General features: G+C 44.8%; 16 protein-coding genes. 12 read left to right on the forward strand and 4 right to left on the reverse strand.

Translation table 11 applies throughout. From position 1 onward, the window contains the following. Positions 1-2 precede the first annotated feature (2 nt). Positions 3-977, reverse strand: a complete 975-nt coding sequence (locus DIU38_RS03355; protein ID WP_112658372.1) for a cytochrome-c peroxidase — start codon at positions 975-977, stop codon at positions 3-5. Positions 978-988: 11 nt separating this feature from the next. After that, complete coding sequence (locus DIU38_RS03360; RefSeq protein ID WP_112658374.1) at positions 989-1,378, reverse strand: hypothetical protein; 390 nt, start codon at positions 1,376-1,378, stop codon at positions 989-991. Between the two features lie 920 nt (positions 1,379-2,298). Here DIU38_RS03360 and DIU38_RS03365 point away from each other — a divergent pair. From DIU38_RS03365 to DIU38_RS03380, 4 genes are read left to right on the forward strand one after another with little or no spacing between them, the layout of a single operon-like run. Continuing rightward, positions 2,299-3,321 (forward strand): type IV toxin-antitoxin system AbiEi family antitoxin, encoded by a 1,023-nt coding sequence (locus DIU38_RS03365; protein ID WP_167516067.1) that lies wholly within the window; start codon positions 2,299-2,301, stop codon positions 3,319-3,321. After that, on the forward strand, positions 3,281-3,553 hold the full coding sequence (locus tag DIU38_RS03370) for a hypothetical protein (protein WP_149354018.1): 273 nt from the start codon (positions 3,281-3,283) through the stop codon (positions 3,551-3,553). Before DIU38_RS03365 ends, DIU38_RS03370 begins: the two co-directional genes overlap by 41 nt. A gap of 2 nt (positions 3,554-3,555) precedes the next feature. Further along, entirely contained in the window at positions 3,556-3,795 is a 240-nt protein-coding gene (locus DIU38_RS03375) for a hypothetical protein (RefSeq protein ID WP_149354019.1), read from the forward strand. Then, entirely contained in the window at positions 3,704-4,288 is a 585-nt protein-coding gene (locus DIU38_RS03380) for a hypothetical protein (protein WP_167516068.1), read from the forward strand. Before DIU38_RS03375 ends, DIU38_RS03380 begins: the two co-directional genes overlap by 92 nt. Before the next feature lie 471 nt (positions 4,289-4,759). Here DIU38_RS03380 and DIU38_RS03385 read toward each other — a convergent pair whose 3' ends face one another. After that, a complete protein-coding gene (locus tag DIU38_RS03385; RefSeq protein WP_112654492.1) occupies positions 4,760-5,665 on the reverse strand; it encodes a helix-turn-helix domain-containing protein in 906 nt (301 codons plus the stop codon). Between the two features lie 141 nt (positions 5,666-5,806). Between DIU38_RS03385 and DIU38_RS03390 the strand changes: the two genes are divergently transcribed. From DIU38_RS03390 to DIU38_RS03425, 8 genes are all read left to right on the forward strand, one after another. Further along, complete coding sequence (locus DIU38_RS03390) at positions 5,807-7,369, forward strand: DHA2 family efflux MFS transporter permease subunit (protein ID WP_112654493.1); 1,563 nt, start codon at positions 5,807-5,809, stop codon at positions 7,367-7,369. Positions 7,370-7,458: 89 nt separating this feature from the next. Next, entirely contained in the window at positions 7,459-7,797 is a 339-nt protein-coding gene (locus DIU38_RS03395; RefSeq protein WP_146750327.1) for a hypothetical protein, read from the forward strand. A gap of 543 nt (positions 7,798-8,340) precedes the next feature. After that, the gene (locus DIU38_RS03400; protein ID WP_112654495.1) at positions 8,341-9,213 is read left to right on the forward strand and encodes a helix-turn-helix domain-containing protein; all 873 of its coding nucleotides are present in this window, start codon (positions 8,341-8,343) and stop codon (positions 9,211-9,213) included. A 123-nt stretch (positions 9,214-9,336) separates the two neighbouring features. Further along, positions 9,337-10,683 (forward strand): TolC family protein, encoded by a 1,347-nt coding sequence (locus DIU38_RS03405; protein WP_112654496.1) that lies wholly within the window; start codon positions 9,337-9,339, stop codon positions 10,681-10,683. Positions 10,684-10,698: 15 nt separating this feature from the next. Further along, a complete protein-coding gene (locus tag DIU38_RS03410) occupies positions 10,699-11,742 on the forward strand; it encodes an HlyD family secretion protein (protein ID WP_112654497.1) in 1,044 nt (347 codons plus the stop codon). A gap of 2 nt (positions 11,743-11,744) precedes the next feature. After that, on the forward strand, positions 11,745-13,352 hold the full coding sequence (locus tag DIU38_RS03415; protein ID WP_112654498.1) for an MFS transporter: 1,608 nt from the start codon (positions 11,745-11,747) through the stop codon (positions 13,350-13,352). 194 nt (positions 13,353-13,546) lie between these two features. After that, positions 13,547-15,292 carry a biosynthetic-type acetolactate synthase large subunit gene (gene ilvB / locus DIU38_RS03420; RefSeq protein WP_112654499.1) on the forward strand — a complete coding sequence of 582 codons (1,746 nt, stop codon included), beginning with the start codon at positions 13,547-13,549 and terminating at the stop codon, positions 15,290-15,292. A gap of 183 nt (positions 15,293-15,475) precedes the next feature. After that, positions 15,476-16,273, forward strand: coding sequence for an AraC family transcriptional regulator (locus tag DIU38_RS03425; protein WP_112654500.1), 798 nt, complete (start codon positions 15,476-15,478; stop codon positions 16,271-16,273). On the opposite strand, the gene DIU38_RS03430 is transcribed toward DIU38_RS03425, so the two are convergent. Further along, the gene (locus DIU38_RS03430; RefSeq protein ID WP_112654535.1) at positions 16,274-18,016 is read right to left on the reverse strand and encodes an MOSC and FAD-binding oxidoreductase domain-containing protein; all 1,743 of its coding nucleotides are present in this window, start codon (positions 18,014-18,016) and stop codon (positions 16,274-16,276) included. Positions 18,017-18,061 lie beyond the last annotated feature (45 nt).

Consider the following 18,061-nt stretch of genomic DNA (forward strand, 5'->3'; position numbering starts at 1 on the left):
TATTAATTTGTAAAATGCCGCAGTTTTTTCAACCGCCCTGCGAAACGTTTATCGGTTAGTGAAACCAGGAAACTCTCCAGGTCGGTTTTTTCCTGTTCAGTCAGGCTCATTGGAGTATTGAGCAGGGTGTCGCGGTTAATGGGATGGGATACTATTTTATCCGGATCATTATAATAATCAATCACCTGGCGCAAAGTCCTGAACATCCCGTTATGCATATAGGGGGATGTAATGGCGATATTCCGTAAAGCACCGATCTTGAACCTCCCCAGGTCATTTTCCTTTTTGGTGACACCGGCACGGCCGCTGTCCCTTAACATTTTGCCATCATAGAGCCCGATGGAGCGAAATTCGACATCATTGAAGTCGGGCCCGAAATGGCACTGGATACAACGCCCCTTGGAATTGAAAATCGCAAAGCCCCTTTTGGCCGATTCGCTGACCGCAGCTTCATTGTCATTCAGGCGCCAGTCATCAAACGGCGACTCTCTTGTCTCTAACGTTCTTTCAAATGCAGCTAGGGCTTTGGCTAAATTAGCTGCGTTGGGCGCCTCATGGAAAACAGTTTGAAAAGCTGCACTGTACGATGTATTGTTTTGGAGTCGCCCTATCGCTGTAGTTATGGGCATGTCCATTTCAATAGGATTTTGTAGAGGGATCAGCGCCTGTTGTTCGAGTGTAGTAGCACGTCCATCCCAAAAGAACGCAACTTGCAGGCTCATGTTCATCGCCGAGGGCGTGTTACGCTGGCCTTTCCGGTTGTGTACCCCTAAGCTGACTGCAGAGGTATCGGAAAACGCAAACTCTTCTTTATGGCAGGATGCGCAGCTGATCTTTCTGGTGCGGGACAATATCGGGTCAAAAAATAGTTTCCGGCCCAATGTTGCAGCGGTTAGCATTTCTGTATTTCTAAAGGCGCTTTGAGAAAAGGCCAGGATGCTACCGAGCATGAATAAAGTGATGCCTAACTTTTTCATCCCTGAAATTGCTATTTAACTTTACTTACATTTTTGAACAGGAACCCGTCTGTCCCTTCCCTGCGGCCTTTACAGGTATCCTGTACAACATGGAATTTAAGCGAATCACGCCTGCTAAAAAATTCAACCTTGTAAATGCCTTCATACCGGGCGTTACAGGTAGGGTCGGAAATGTAAAGCGTATCCTGCTTCATACGATAGGTACCGCTCACGAATTCTTTTTTGTTGATAAATCCGTCAAAAGTGCCGTTGGCCCTGAAAATGGCCAGCAACTTAAACGGGCCACCGGGTTGTGTGCTGGAATATTCCCATTTGCCGACGAGGGGATTACTGTCAGCAGTAAATGATAAAACCGCAAATAACACGGTAGTAAAAATGCTGAATTGACAGAGTTTTTTCATGCTGATGCTTTATGACTAAGGTATCTATCAAAAGAAAGGTATTTTACCCAACCTGACATTCGCTTATGTTGCAAATACATTCGTATTTGTTGCATAGGCTGGTTCGACCGTTCAAAACTTGAGTTAACGATAAGAGGGGTTAGAATAAAAGTTAACGATTTAGGTTTTTGAATAAGCTGCCAATAACATTTCTCTATTATTTCATATATCATTTTTTTGTCTTAATAGTTTATTATATATTTAATTATTAAACCTAATTAGTATGAGAAGCCTTAAACACACCCAGTGTTTGGTTTTTTCAGGTTCCCGACTGTCTGTAGTCGGGAAAAGACGAAAACCATGCCCATTTTAAAACTGAATTTTAAAGACCGGCAAGTCCCGATCGTCATGATTAATCATGCGTCACATGCTTCTCATCATTCGCATCATTCCCATGCCTCTCATCATTCAAGACACTTTTGATAGCATATGATCTATAGAAATCATATCGCCGGAAATGAGATAATAGTTTATGCCGATACCGCGCTGTACAGATAATAAATAGTTATCTGTTGTTGATAGTGCTTCCTCAGTATTATACCCCTTTGATGCGATATTATTTGTCAATACCAACGATATAAATTAAAGTCGCGACTATCAACAAGCCGTTTTGTTCGAATTAAAAGGTGATCGAAAACTTCTTCAAAGTCAGTTCCTGTGATTTGACAAAGTTCTATTAATAACGTTTGATCTTTGCTGCCAGCGAAGCATAACGCCAGTGGGCTCGATCCGGCGCGCAAGTTGAACTTAAAACATCACTGTCCATTGTAATGAATTGTTCATGAAACATGAACATTGAAAAAAAATGAACAAACTGTCTTGTGGATCTTAAATCCGTTCAGTAAATTTTTGTGTTCATGTTTCATGAACAACTGAATTATATGAAAACTAAGGAAAAGCAAATACTTTATAAAGCTACGGAAAGCTTGAATGAATTAACTGGAATAGACGTCCATCCAGTCCGGAGTGAATATCAGAAGGAAGGATTGGAGTACGACGGTATGGTCGATCTGGTGGTGGGGAAAAAAAAGCAACGATTTATCGTGGAGATCAAAAATGAACTCCGCGCTAACCGGCTGCCTGCTATCCGCAACCAGCACCAGGCGGCCAATGAGCCGTTCCTGCTGATCTGCCAATATATCCCCATGCCTTTAAAAAAAGAGCTCAAGGATCTCCAGATCAACTATCTGGAGGCAGCGGGCAATTGTTTTGTTCATACAGATGACCTGTTCCTATTTATTAATGACCAGCAAGTAACCCCTGCCAGGCTACCTGCTGAAGGAAAGCTCTGGAAAGCAGCAGGGTTGAAATTCCTGTTTGACCTTCTTCGTCATCCAAAATTACTTTACGGTCCTTATCGGAGGATCGCAGAGGAGGCCGGTATCGCCCTGGGCAATGTAGGCGGCTATTTCGAAGAACTTCAAAAAGAAGGATTTTTGAAAAATGGAGTAATCGACCAAAGAACAGGTGTATTTATTGAAAACAAACAAAAATTGATCCAGCGCTGGGCGGATGCCTATCAAACCAACCTCCGCCCTAAAGAATGGGTAAACAACTTCAGGTTTATGAACCCGGCAAATCAAAAAGACTGGCGCAGCATTCCGACCAAAGGGTTCAAGTGGGGAGGTGAGAACGCAGCTGCGCTGCTAACGAACTATCTGCAGCCTGAGAAATTCACCCTTTATATAGCCGGCAACCGGCTGGAACTGATGAAAAAACTCCGGCTGGTACCAGATCCGAACGGCAATGTCGAAATGGTCGAACAGTTCTGGCAGGATAAAGAAAATGACCAGGGAGCGGAAGGAGTCGTTCCACCGCTACTGGCCTATGCCGACCTGCTCGCCGCCTATGACAGCCGAAACCATGAAGCCGCTGAACGAATTAAAACGCAATACCTTGACTGAGCCATTACTACACCCCTCGATTGTAGAAATGTTAAAAGACATGGTGCCGGTCTTTGCTGCTTTGGAAATCGACTATTATGTGGTCGGCGCGGTGGCCAGGGATATCCATCTGAGCGCCGAAGCAAACTCCATTGCGCTCAGAAAGACCAATGATGTAGACCTGGCCATACTGGTCAATGATGATGTACAATTCAAACAACTCAAACAGGCTGGAAGAAACCCTCGATTGTAGAAATGTTAAAAGACATGGTGCCGGTCTTTGCTGCTTTGGAAATCGACTATTATGTGGTCGGCGCGGTGGCCAGGGATATCCATCTGAGCGCCGATGCAAACTCCATTGCGCTCAGAAAGACCAATGATGTAGACCTGGCCATACTGGTCAATGATGATGTACAATTCAAACAACTCAAACAGGCTGGAAGAAACCGGGCACTTTTCACAGCATCCGACGGAGAACATCAAACTGTATTATAAAAATGCTATCGAAGTGGACCTGCTGCCGTTCGGCGGCATTGAGCAGGAGAACCGGAACGTCCGGTTAACCGATCCGCTGTTCGTTTTAAATATGCCAGGATTCAAGGAGATCTATCCCAATGTGGAAGATATGGTGGTGAGTGAGGATCTTTCTGTTAAAGTATGCAGTATGGAAGGTATCATACTCCTAAAACTGGTCTCCAATGATGACCGCCCGCAAAGGACAAAAGACATTACGGACATTGAGCATATCATCAGGGTTTATTTCGACCTGTATGACGGGAGTATCTATGATGAACACTTCGATACCATGGATATGTACGACGCCAATGAGAAGGATTACTTACAACTTGTCTGTGCGCGGGTGATCGGCCGCAAGATCAAGATATTGCTCGGTGAGTCAGAAAACTTAATGGCTCGAGTTAAAGGCATACTCGCGAGGCGTCCAACCACTTGGTGGAATGCGATGCTTGATGGCATGAATGATGCATAAGAGTCTCAAACTAAAATTTGAGTAAATGCCATAGACTTTCAGTGAACAAAGGGGGCAAAACTAAATTTACTTTTAGATTGAAGCATATAAGATAGTACCGGTGGGTAAGTCCAAATAAACGCCAGATCAACCGCGATGAGCGTTTAAAGTAGTTACCGGTATTTCTTTATTGTATCAAAAATATTGGCTTTTCACTGTTTGAGAAAATTAAGTTTTTATCTTAAAATCATTGGTGTTTTCAATAATTTTCTTCGCAGCAACGTTTGTCTCTATATCGCGGTGAAAGTTAGAACTTTTGCCATCCACTGATGAAAGAAAATATACGCCAGGGCATTCAGGAAGGATTATATCGGGACGAGTTTATCCAGAAGCTATTGCAGCTTTCTTTTAAAAACTTGAAGAACCTGTTTGGTGCGGAATCTACGCCATTAATAAAGCGTTATACGATGAAAGGTTCGCTCCTATTTGTTGTCAGGCGGAAACCCGGGTGCGTGCAGGCGCTGTTCCGGTGTATTTTTTAAAGAAATTGGTAAAGTATGCTGGTTCTTCGAAACCAAGTCCACCGGCAATTTGTGCAATGCTCCAATCGGTATGCTGTAGCAGCGCCTGGGCTTCTTTGATCATACGGTCTGAGATCACGCGGCTGGTGGTGCGCCCGGTGATCATTTTAACTGAACGGTTCAAATGATTGGTATGAACAGCCAGCCCCTGGGCAAACGCTGCCGGGCTGCGTAAGGTCATCGACTGTCCGGGCGAATCGATGGGAAACTGCCGCTCCAGTAAGGACAGGAACTGTGCGGTGATACGCGCCGCGGCCCCAGCATGGCTGTCTACCGGAACAACCGGAAGCATGTTGAGTGATTCGTGCATGAGTATGCGCAGATAACTGCGCAGCATATCATATTTAGCCCGGTAATCGGAAGCCATTACGGCAAGCATACGGTTCAACAGGCCGGAGACCAGCGCTAATTGGGGCTGGTCAAGTTCCAACACATGCCCCTTATCTGCCTGGAATAGCGGAAACTCCGGTAAGCGCCCCTTGTAATCGACAGATTCGATAAAGGCCTGCGTAAATAGGCAAAAGTATCCGCTTTGCGGACCACCGCCTGATTCCCAGGCTGAGGGCACTGCCGGGCTCGAGAACACCAAGGCCTGGCGGTCGATGACAACCTGCTTATCCGCGTAGATCATTTTGCCCTTGCCGATAACCAGCGCTACCTTGTAAAAATCGCGTCGGCCAAAAGGTGAGCGGTTTAAACACGGCTCCCGCAGAAAAACATTAAAATGCCCCTGGCCGGTATTGTTTTCCGGAAATTCGGTTTTATCGCCAACCGGGTGCCGGCGGTAGAAATCAGCGAGGGTTTCGATCGGTTCCATGAGTCAAAGATAATTCCTATTTGAATATTATAAATCAAAATGACAGATAAATGATTAAAAACGCCATTGGTGTTTGATAGTTATAATTTGTTGTTTGATAGTTATAAGTCGCCGTTCGATAGTCCGGATTAATTTTGCGGCATGGAAACCGGATTCAGAAAATGGATCATCGTTATTACGATCATCACCTCGACTATCATAGAACTTATCGACACCACCATCGTTAACGTATCGATTAATACGATGAGTGGCAACCTGGGTGCTTCATTGGAAGATACGGCCTGGGTTATTACTTCTTATGCCATCGCAAATGTGATCATTATTCCCATGACCAGTTTTTTGGCAGAGAAAATAGGACGGAAGCAATACTATGTTGGTTCTATTTTATTATTTACGCTGGCCTCGGCAATGTGCGGCTTTTCCACGAACCTATGGGAATTAGTGGCCTTTCGTTTTATCCAGGGGGTTGGAGGCGGGGCCTTATTGTCAACCTCCCAGGCCATTTTGTTTGAGACTTTCCCGCCGAAAGAGCGTGGTATGGCAAGCGGAATTTTCAGTCTGGGCATTATTATCGGCCCCTCTATAGGCCCTGTTATGGGTGGTTATATTGTAGACAATTTGAGCTGGCAGTGGATCTTCTATGTGAATATTCCAATTGGCCTGATGGCCGCCTTACTTTCATTTATATATTTACGTCCGACCAAAGGTGCTGTAGATGGTCGGCGCATCGATTGGCGCGGCATCTTTTTGCTGGCCGTTGGCGTGGGTGCTTTGCAGGTCGTTTTAGAACGCGGTGAAACTGATGACTGGTTCGCGGCAACATATATCGTCGTGCTCAGCATGATGTCGGCGATCGCTTTGATACTTTTAGTTTGGTGGGAGTTAACCACAGCATATCCGGTAATCAATTTCCGGGTGCTTAAAAGTGCCACGCTGTCGATCTCCGCAGTGATGACTTTCGTTCTGGGCTTTGGTCTGTTCAGCGCGGTTTTCGTGTTCCCGCTATATGCGCAGCGTATTATCGGTTATTCGGCGTTCCAGACGGGCACGATGTTATTGCCCGGTACACTGATGGCAGCTATGATCTCGCCGTTTTTGGGGCGTATGCTTCAAAGCGGTTTACGACCGCAGTATCTGATCATCACAGGATTTTTGTTTTCGGCTATTTTTGGATTTTTTATGTCAAAATCGAACCTGTCCACCGGAAGCGCATACTTTTTTATCCCGCTTATATTCCGGGGGCTGGGTGCAGCCTTGCTTATCGTACCGTTAACCGCTTTGGCAGTGTCCGAATTGAAGCCGCAAGACATCCCGCAGGGGGCAGCACTTAACAATATGATGCGTCAGATGGGTGGCTCATTCGGTATTGCGCTGATCAATACCTATATCGCCAATCGGGCTGCGGTTAACCGGACGGCACTGGTCGCACATGTTACCGCTGCTGATCCGGCGACGCAAATGCGGCTGCAGGGCTTTGTGGAAAATTTAATGGCGCATGGTGCGACTTATTTGCGGGCGATGCAGCAAGCGATCGGCGGACTGGAAAATACGGTGGATCGGCAAACCTTCTTATTGAGTTATATGGACGCTTTTTTGTTGCTGGCTTTGATGAACGCGTTTTGTATACCGCTGGTGATCCTAACGATCAAAAAGCGTAAAGCTGGCGCTGCGCAGCAAAAGCCGGTGGTCGTTTCCGATCATTGATTTCCAGTCAGTCTTTGAAAAGTTTGGTTGAATACTTCCTTTCACTCGCTTGTATTTGAAATTGTATTTGACGTAGCTGTTTTCGTTATATGGTACCAATTTTACTAACTATTGGGTTCCAGCCAATGCTCATCATACCCGTCACCCAGGCGCACTTAGATGGCCATGCGATCATCACACGTACCTATGACATTTATAAGCAAAGCGGCATTTTGATCAATAACGAATTGTTCGGCCAGGAAGAAAAGCGGGCTGCACCCGATAAGAATAATCCTGATAACATGGGCTGTATTGTAGTTGGTGTACCAGGAAAACTGTTTACCTATTTCCCGGAGGGAAAAACCAAACTGGATAGTGATGCCCTTACGGAACTCATCGAAAATCTCAGCCATTATCGGGACAATCCTGGATACTGGCCACAAGCCTGACGGGCATGGTTTTTAAAGCAGGAAGCTTATGGGACAGTTTACCGGCAGCATTATTGGCGGCCTCGCAGGCGCGGCAATTTGAAGCGGGGAGTTTCTGTAAAAATGTAAAGCCTTCCATAAAGTGTCCGCTTTTTTAAATCGGGGAGGCTGCTATTTTACCTATAACCCAAGCTGGTTGTGTAAATGGATCAATTTTGCAGCAAGTATAACCGTTGGATAGTGTTTAAAATGAGGCTTACCAGCAGACCGTGGACGGAATGTTGCACCGGTACAAATTAACCATTACTGCTAAAAAAGAAGTGAGGCTATTTAATTTTTTTTTTGGATAAATGGTTTTTTCTGGATGTTACAAAGGTTTAAAATTCGGGATCGGTCAACTTTACTCCAAGTGATTTTCTATATCGGAAATTATATTTTTAAGTTTTATAACCTGCGTTTAAGACAAGTTAAAGAAACAATGAGGACTTGTTGTGGATTAAACAATCCGTTTTAAAAATAAAAGGCATACCTGAAAAACTGTACTTCTCTGCTAACTTTGCATAGATGAACGATGTTAAAACCTTTTCGCTTTCAAGGCACAGCAGGCTCTTTGCTGTGCCCGATAGTTATAAAGATTATCTTTTTGTGAGTTCCGGCAATAGCCCGTATCATGAAGAGCCTTACCGGGCCGAAAGTAATGCGATAGTTTACATAAAAGAGGGTGGCGTAAAATTGAATGCCGGTCTTGCATCATGGGAGGTACAGGCACCCTCAATTATTACCTTAGGAGCGTCCGTTATCCGGTATTTTACCAAAAGCAGTGACTTCCTGAAAATGGATGTCATTTTTTTTAAAGATTCCTTTTTGTTAGAAAGGCATGCCGACCTTTTTTTTCTGAATAAATACGATTTTTTTGAAAACAACGACCTGCATGTTTTATCGCTGGATGAACATGGTGTTGACAAATTCAAAAAAATCTATGAGTTAATTCAGCTAACACAATCCGGGCCCGGTTATAACCAGGCCGAAATTGTCCGGAGTTATATTTTCGCCCTTATTTACGAGGTTGATGCTTATCACTGGCAACACCTGTCTAAAACCTCATCATCTGTAAAATCTCACCCTCTGTTTGCAAAATTCAGGCACTTGCTAAGCAAAAACTACAAACAGGAACATCGGCTTGAGTTTTATGCAGATCATCTTCATTTAACACCAAAATCCCTTTCAGCGGCCATAAAGAAACAAACAGGCAAATCTGCCGGAAAATGGATAGATGACGCTATTATTCTTGAGGCCAAAGTCCTGTTGCAAAACAAATCACTCTCTGTATCGCAAATAAGCGAAATACTTAATTTTTCTGATCAATCTGTTTTCGGAAAGTTTTTCCGGTCCGCTACCAAAATGTCACCGGTTGAATACCGGCAGAAATTCGATTGACCTTTATTGCTTCTTTAATATCTATATGAGCTATTTCGACGAATATTGAGGCAGTATAGCCTACTTTAATCCATGCTTTAAAGGGAAATTTGTCTTATCAAAACTTTAAGAGGAGTTTGAATTATGACAATTTCAAGAAAATATGGCCTGGTAGTTTTCGTTTTTGTGTTAACTGTTTTTATCCTGAATCCGATACTGGCGGCAGCCCAGAAACGCAATTCGGGTTATAAGCTTACACTTGCTGAAGCTGTCCAAATGGCCAAAAGCCAGAATAAATGGGTACAGGCTGCCGGTATCCAGGAGAGCGAAGCATTGGAGGAACGTAAAGATGCGTTCACCGCTGCATTACCCACTATTAACCTTGGCGGTTCGTACCAACGGTTCTCTAACCTAACCCTCTTTTCTGAAGGGCTTAGCCATGCTACAACTATATCCACTCCGCCAACCCCCAATGCTGCTAACCTGGGCGTCGACGCATCTTTTAACATTTACAGCGGCGGAAGGCTCAGGGCTTTGCAAAAGGAACAGTCGTCACATGTAAATGAAGCAAAGTTGAATTCGCGGGATAGATCTGGAAATGTTGCTTTGCAAACCGCGGTGCAATACCTTGATATGGTGAAGCTTAATGATCTTAAAAGATTTATCCTTGATCAGTTGAAAAGAGCACAAACCCGGCTCAGCAATATCAATGCACTTTATAAAAATCAAAAAGTAACCAGGAGCGATGTTTTGCGGGCAGAGGTTACCCTCGCAAACGTTCAGCTTTCGCTCCAACAGAATGAAAACGATATCTCCATCGCCAATCAAAGGCTGGATATCTTGATCAATATGCCTGATTCGGTGCAGATCTCGCCGGCTGATTCTGCAGGGATGCCAAAGCCCGGCGTTGGCACGCTTTTGCCATTTGTTGAGGCCGCTTCAGTGTCCTCTTACAGCGTACAAAAAGCTACCGAAAATATTGAAACTCAAAAAGCCAAATTAAAAGCTGTGCAAAGTAGCAATATGCCAAGTTTAAACTTTTATAGCGCCTATGGCATCAATTATCCCAATTTTCTGGTCTTTCCACCGGTTAACCAGGCATATGCCCTCGGGTTTGTAGGGCTGAGAGCGCAGTATAGCATTTCATCATTATACCATAATAAAAGTAAGGTAGCGGCAGGTAAACTTAAGGTGAAAGAGCTGGAAGTAGAGCAGGAAGCCTATAAAGATAATGTGAATACGGAGGTAAAGTCATACTACGTAAAATATGCTGAGGCGCTAAACCGGATCTCGGTCAATGAACACTCTGTTGAACAGGCCCAGGTGAATTACCGGATCGTGAACACAAAATATTTAAATCAACTTGCTTTATTGACCGACCTGCTGGATGCCGATAACCTGTACCAGGAGTCACGGTTTAATTTGGTAAAGGCGCAAACGGATGCACTTGCCATTTATTATCACATCCTGTATACCAGCGGAAGCTTATAATCAACACATCAAAAAATGAAAAAAGAAAATCATAAAACGCACCCCGGCAATATTGTCATTTCGGTTGTTGCTGTGGTGTTATTAATCACCGGGGCAGTATATTTTTTCCGGTACCTGAGATACAGTGAACACTACGAAGAAACCAATGATGCCCAGGTCGAGTCATACATTAACCCCGTTTCGGCACGTGCAGGCGGGTATATTCAGCATGTTTACTTTAACGAACATCAATTGGTCAAACGGGGTGACACATTGCTTACGCTGGATGATCGGGAATACCGCGCACAGTTGGAGGCTGCAGAGGCTGCCATGGATGATGCGCACGCGCAGCTAACAGTGCTTGAAGCGGGGATTCGTTCGGCCAAAACCGGTACCTACATTAACCGGGATCAGATTAAAGGTGCGCAAGCCAAATTTGTACAGCAGCAACAGGATATCAGGCGTTATACCAACCTCGTAAAGGATGAAGCTGCAACCGGCGCCGATCTCGAACTGGTAAAAGCACATTACGATGTTGCCGAAAGTGACTACAGTGCTGCCATAAATGGCCTGAAAACAAATGAGGCACGGATAGCCGAACTGAAAACACATTTTGGAGTATTGCAGGCAGATGTAAAACGAAAACGGGCCGCGCTGGAGCTGGCCCGGCTCAATCTGTCTTATACCGTAGTTCGTGCGCCATACACCGGCCGGCTTGGGCGTAAAAATATTTTGGAAGGACAGCAAATCGCATCAGGGCAACCATTGGTAAGTATCATTAACGAAAAAGAAAAATGGATCACAGCTAATTATAAAGAGACACAGGTGGCCGGTATGTACATAGGACAACCCGTTGAAATTAGGGTAGATGCTATAAATGACAAGGTATTTAAAGGAAAGATCCTGGCTATTGCCGGTTCCACTGGTTCGCGCTTTTCGTTGCTGCCACCGGATAATTCAACCGGAAACTTTGTTAAGATCATTCAACGCGTGCCCGTAAAAATTGAATTTGCCGATGAGCAATCTGCTAATGTGGTGCCCGGTATGAACGTAACCGTAGCAGTTAAAAAAAGGTCCTGATCATGAAATCGATATACTTTAAAGATTGGGTAACAGGCTGGCACTGGGGGGTACGTATAGCATTGTTTATGATCCTGTTGTCTGCCCTGGTACAACTGGGAATGTTTGTACTTACCCAAAATTATGTGGTTGGTTATCTGGGTGCGCAGCCCGAAGATATCCAGTTTGCTGTAATGTGTACCTATGCCGGCATCATTACGGTAATTCCGGTGCAGTTTAGGTTTTTTAAATATTTCCAAACCAGGAGCTATTTGTTGTTCAACATCATGCTGTCTATAGTGTTGAATTTGATTTGTTTAAGTTGCCGCGATGTTGATCTGTTCCTTTTTATCAGGTTTTTCCAGGGGATAGCAACAGGCAATACCATTGTGTTTGGATTGTTGCTGATATTTTCCCGTTTACCGTCAGAACGGGTACAAACCATTGCACCGGCTGTGTTTTACGGCACATTGCTCAGCAATACTGTACTGATAGGTTTTGTTGGGGGCGTGGTAGTAGAATCAGCAGATTGGAAGCTGACTTATTATTACCTGATAGCATTTCAAATGGTAACACTGCTTTTTACCTTGCTGATGCTTAAGCGCACATCGGTGCATAAACGTTATCCGCTATATCAAATTGATTGGGCGGGCATGGTCATATTTGCTTTCAGCGCGCTATCCCTGGCTTATACCATTATTTACGGATCAAAATATTACTGGTTTGACGATGCCAGGATCAGGTACGGAGCTTTGGCCGCGGTTTTGGGTTCTGCAATGTTTTTATACAGGCAGCATCTGCGTAAAAGGCCGGTGATCCATCTCCATCTCCATATGTTTAAATCCCGAAATTTTGTGACGGGCGTTTGTTTGCTTGCCATTTACTACGGTTGTAAGGATAGTATAAACCTTATTTACGGCTATGCAGGCGGAGTGCTTAAGTGGAGCGCATTACAGGTAATGATACTTGCTATGTGTAACATAACCGGGATGGTTAGTTTGCTGATTTTTGCAGTACGCCTCATGCTTGCCCAAAAAATAACGATAAACGTGCTTCTGATAATTGGGTTTGCTTTGATGGGGACGTTTAATGTATGGATGAGTTTTTTATTAACGCCCGACCTGGCATTTACGGATCTGCTTTTGCCGGTATTTGTGCAGGGGGCTGCTTCGGGGCTATTGTTTGTGCCTATTATGATATTTGTGCTTTCGTCGGCTCCGGCCTACACGGGCACTACAGGTTTGGTGATAGCAGCCTGCACGCGTTTTACAGCTACGTTAAATTCATTTGCCGGCTTCTATAACCTGCAATTGTATTTCAATCAATATTTTAAAGAGGGCTTTCTTGGCTACCTGACTTCTGATAATCAGAACACAATTGCGCGTTTGAATAACTATCGTACGCTTTATCTCTCAAAGGGTTTTGCGCCCGATCAGGCTTCCGGTTTAGCTAACGCAGCTATTTGGCAAAATCTCAATCAGCAAAGTCAGCTTTTAACAAACAGGGCAATGTTTATGGTTTTTGGAGCAATAACAATTGGTCTTGCGATAGTGCTGCTGGTAATCCCTGCAATTGGCAAAACATATACTCACTGGAACAGACGGGTAATAGCACCTTTCAGAAATCTGTAAAATGTATGCAATGGCCGGAATGATCAAAACTTTGGCTATGTCTGAAAAAAGATACCGGAATGAGCGATCTAAATTTGTAATCCCGGTTATTTCAAACATTTGCCAGATGCAAACGAAGATGACCTGGTGATCGATGGGTGCTCGTTCCCGATACTACAACTTAAATAGTGCAAACTAAAAAAAATTAATACAGCATGGAAACTGCACAACAACAACAACAACAAGTAACAGCCATTTCGAGAGATGAAGCAAAGGAGATCTCCGGATCAGTTGCCATATTGGAAGCATTGGTTGCCGAAGGAGTAGATACTTTTTTCGGTGTACCCGGAGGGGCTAATATAGCTATCTATGATGCATTATATTATTACAATGAAAAGCTCGAACATATATTGGTGCGTCACGAGCAGGGTGCAATTCATGCAGCACAGGGATATGCCCGTACGTCAGGAAAAGTAGGGGTGGCGCTTGCCACAAGTGGGCCGGGAGCTACCAATATGATAACAGGCATTGCTGATGCCATGATTGATAGTACTCCCGTGGTTTGTATTACAGGGCAGGTTTACGCACATCTTTTGGGGACGGATGCATTCCAGGAAACAGATATCATTAATATGGCCAGCCCCATAACCAAATGGAGCTATCAGATAACGGATGCAGAAGAAATTCCGGGTGTATTGGCAAAGGCTTTTTATATTGCCCGCAGCGGTAGGCCCGGGCCGGTTTTGATAGATATCACCAAGAACGCGCAATTACAGCTATTTAATTATAAGGGTTATACCAGGTGCGATCATATCCGCAGCTACAGGCCAAAGCCGAAAGTTCGGCCCGAATATATTGAACAGGCCGCTGCACTCATTAATGAAGCAAAAAAGCCAATGATACTTTGGGGGCAGGGGGTGATTTTAGGCGGTGCCGAAGAAGAATTTAAAGTGTTTATTGAAAAGTCGGGTATTCCGGCCGCCTGGACAATTTTGGGTATCGGCGCAATTCCTGCCGATCATCCGCTTAACGTTGGCATGCTTGGCATGCATGGAAACTATGCGCCCAACGTATTAACCAATGAGTGTGATTTGCTGATAGCTGTTGGGATGCGTTTTGATGACAGGGTTACAGGCCGGTTGGACAAATATGCCAAACAGGCCAGGGTGATCCATCTTGATATCGACCCGGCAGAGATCGGCAAAAACGTAAAAGCTACTGTACCGGTATGGGGCGATTGCAAAGAAACTTTGCCCATGCTTACAGCATTAATTGATAAAAAACAGCATACTTATTGGTTGGCGGAGTTTCAAAAACGATATAAAGAAGAGCTCGATATCGTTATCAACCCCGAACTGCATCCAGCTAGGGTAGATATTACCATGGGTGAGGTTATACGCCACCTTAATGAGCTTACGAAGGGCGAGGCGGTTATTGTTTCGGATGTAGGGCAAAACCAAATGGTGGTATGCCGATACGCAAGGGTGGGTAAAAGCCGCAGTAATGTAACCAGTGGGGGGCTGGGCACGATGGGATTTGCCTTACCGGCCGCTATCGGCGCAAAATATGGCGCACCAGAAAGAACGGTTGTTGCTATAGCCGGTGATGGAGGGTTCCAGATGACCTTACAGGAGTTGGGAACAATTATGCAAAATAAGATCGATGTTAAGATCATCATTTTAAATAACAGGTTTTTAGGTATGATACGCCAGTGGCAGGAGCTGTTCAGCGAAAGCAGGTATTCATTCTCCGACCTCGAAAACCCGGATTTTGTGGCATTGGCTGCTTCGTACCGTATTAAAGGTAAATGGGTATCTGACCGTGACAAATTACCCGGCGCCTTAAGCGAGATGATGAACACCAGCGGCCCATTCCTACTCGAGGTGATGGTTACAAAAGAAAACAATGTTTTCCCTATGGTGCCGCAGGGCTGTAGTTTGAGCGAGATCAGGCTTAAGTAATATAAACACTTGCTAAAGCTGTTAAAGAAAATACCACTGAGTGTGATTGATGTTTTATTGTTGTTTTGATCTGAATGTATCTGCCCCCGCAATGTTGGGGGCGGATCATTCTTTTGTTGTCGATTTGAAAATAGGCTCTGATAACTATTGGGGTTAGGCTTCGGAGTCCAAAAGTTAAACAAAATGAGTACGATAGCGTCTCTTGAAGAGATAGAGTATTGTGACGATTCGATATTTGTGATGCATGAAAAGTGCGAGAAGTTTATCCCTTTTCATAAACATAGCAAAAGCCAGCTGACTTATGTTGAAGGGGGATTGGGATATATAAGGTTCAGGGAAAAGCTGTTTGTGATACCTGCAAGGCATTATTTTTGGATCCCGGCTGGTGTTGAACATACGTTTACCATAGGCAATCCCGCTACCCAATGCCGGACACTGTTTTTTCATACCCGTGGCGATTCACAAAGCCAGTTCTATAATAAGGTTGGTATATACCCGGTGAACGACCTGCTTTTTCAGATGATCAAATTCACCGGGCAGTGGAACGGGCATGTTTTGCCCGATGATGAGCGGTTTGTATTTTTGCAGAGTATAAAAAATATACTGCCTCAATTAAGTAATCAGTCGCTTGCGGTTGCTTTGCCGTTTACCGAAAATGAACGGATGCTGAAAATATTGGCTTACCTGGAAGATAACCTTTCCGAAAGCCATACTTTGCAAAGCATCAGCTCAAAGTTTGGCGTTAGTGAACGGACCTTGTCAAGGTTTTTTCAGTCAACATTAAGTGTTTCCTTTCTGCAATACCTTAAACTATTAAGAATGGCTAAGGCATTTAGGCTTATTATCGGCAATGAACACTCTTTGGCTGATATCGCTTTCTTATGCGGCTATCAAAGTCTTTCGTCTTTTAGCAATACATTTTACCAGGTTACCAAAACACGGCCCTCAGAGCATTTATCAATGCCCAATAGCCTGGTCTGATCATAGATCAAGGTCTACCGGCCCTTTCGGAACTGAGCAGCAGAGTAATACGTTTCCCTCTGCCGGAGGATCGAGGGGATCGGGTGAGTAGTTAACCTGTCCGTCTATGATACCTGTTTCACAAAGATGGCATACACCCATCCGGCATGACCAATTCACCGGAATATCGCAGGCTTCAACGGCTTCCAGTAAATTGTTAAACCGCGGGCTCCAGTTAAAAGCTATCTTGCTTTTGCTGAACGTGATCAGCGGGCCCTGACCGGTATTTTCTGAGGGAAGGTGCGGTGCTTTTCCCGAGCCGCTTGTTTCGGGCGTGCTTCCAAATAATTCTGATTTAATATTGGTTTCGCTTATGCCGATATCTCTTAGTGCTGAGGTGATACTACGAAGATATTTTGGTGGTCCGCACAAATAGCATTCACTATCAACAGGGAAATTCAAGGCCTGTAATGCCGCTAAATCAAGGTGGCCTTTAATGTCATAATCGATATTGTTTAAATCCTCTGCATCCGGAGAACTGTATACAATTACACGATGAAATGCCGGTAATTTCTGCCCAAGTAACTTTATTTCTTCTCTGAATGATTCATACGTTTTGTTACGACAGGAGTGGATCCACCAAACTTCGCGATTGGGCTTGTGGTTTGCCACCTCGTATAGCATACTTAAAAGCGGCGTTACGCCTACACCGGCGCTCAACAGCACCAATGGATGTTGTTTATTATCGGCTAAAGTAAAAGTGCCGCGCGGCGCACTAATCTCAAGGATATTTCCTTCTTTCACATGCTCATGCATATAAATACCGCCGGCGCCATCAGGTTCCAGTTTTACGGCGATACGCAAACCTGGGCCATTTGGGGAGCCGCAAAGCGAATACATCCGTACCAGCGGAGGGGCATTATTTGCAGTATTTATTTTTACAGCGATATGCTGACCGGGTAAAAATTGGGGAACGGGACTTCCGTCGGAGGGGATAAGCTGGAAGGAGCGCACACCATTGCTTTCCATGTTTACCCGCTGCACAAAGAACGGCCGGAAACCGGCCCAGGCCGGAAGGGCTTTGGTGCCGTTTAACCCGGCGTTTCCTTTGGTAATACCTTGCAGGGCTGCATCGAGTAAGTTTTGTAATGAGCCTTTCCATCCGTCGCTGAGGGCAGCAATTTTCAATGCTTTTTGTAATTTTTCCGCCGGATGATCTTTGAGGTAAAGCAGCCCGTCAACCTCTGCAATGGTCATTTGTTCATCGCCATCGGCAATCTTTTCTATCTCATTGCCGGCGGCAACATCGCCTTCCTGTATCACCCGGAAATAAAAGCCGGGCCGTCTGTGCGAAACCAGTAAGGCAGGCATTTCGGGCACGCCGGTACTTATGCCAACCCGCCAGCAGGTGACCCTTGGTTGCGTAACCTCAAAAATTGCCGAACCGATCTTAAAGCGATCACCGATGCAAACTTCGTTATCGGCCATGCCCTCAACGGTGAAGTTTTCGCCAAATTGACCGTAAATAAAGTCGTCACGTTTTAGGGTATCGCTCCAATACTGATAAGCTTCCGTCTGGTAAACCATAACCGCCCGGTGTTCTCCGCCGTGACCTTTTAGGTCGGCCTGGGCATCGCCATCTAAATTGAGCTTTCTTGCGCGGATACGACCGGTAACGGGGGTTTTAAATACCGAAGTTCTAACCATTTGCCCCCGCCACGGAACCTCCTGCGGCTGGCCTACATTTACCGATATGACTTTCATACAGCAAGTTTGTTTGGTTTGTTCTTTATTCAGCAACCCGGTTTT

The organism is Mucilaginibacter metallidurans (genome assembly GCF_003286435.2).
GTDB lineage: Bacteria > Bacteroidota > Bacteroidia > Sphingobacteriales > Sphingobacteriaceae > Mucilaginibacter > Mucilaginibacter gossypii.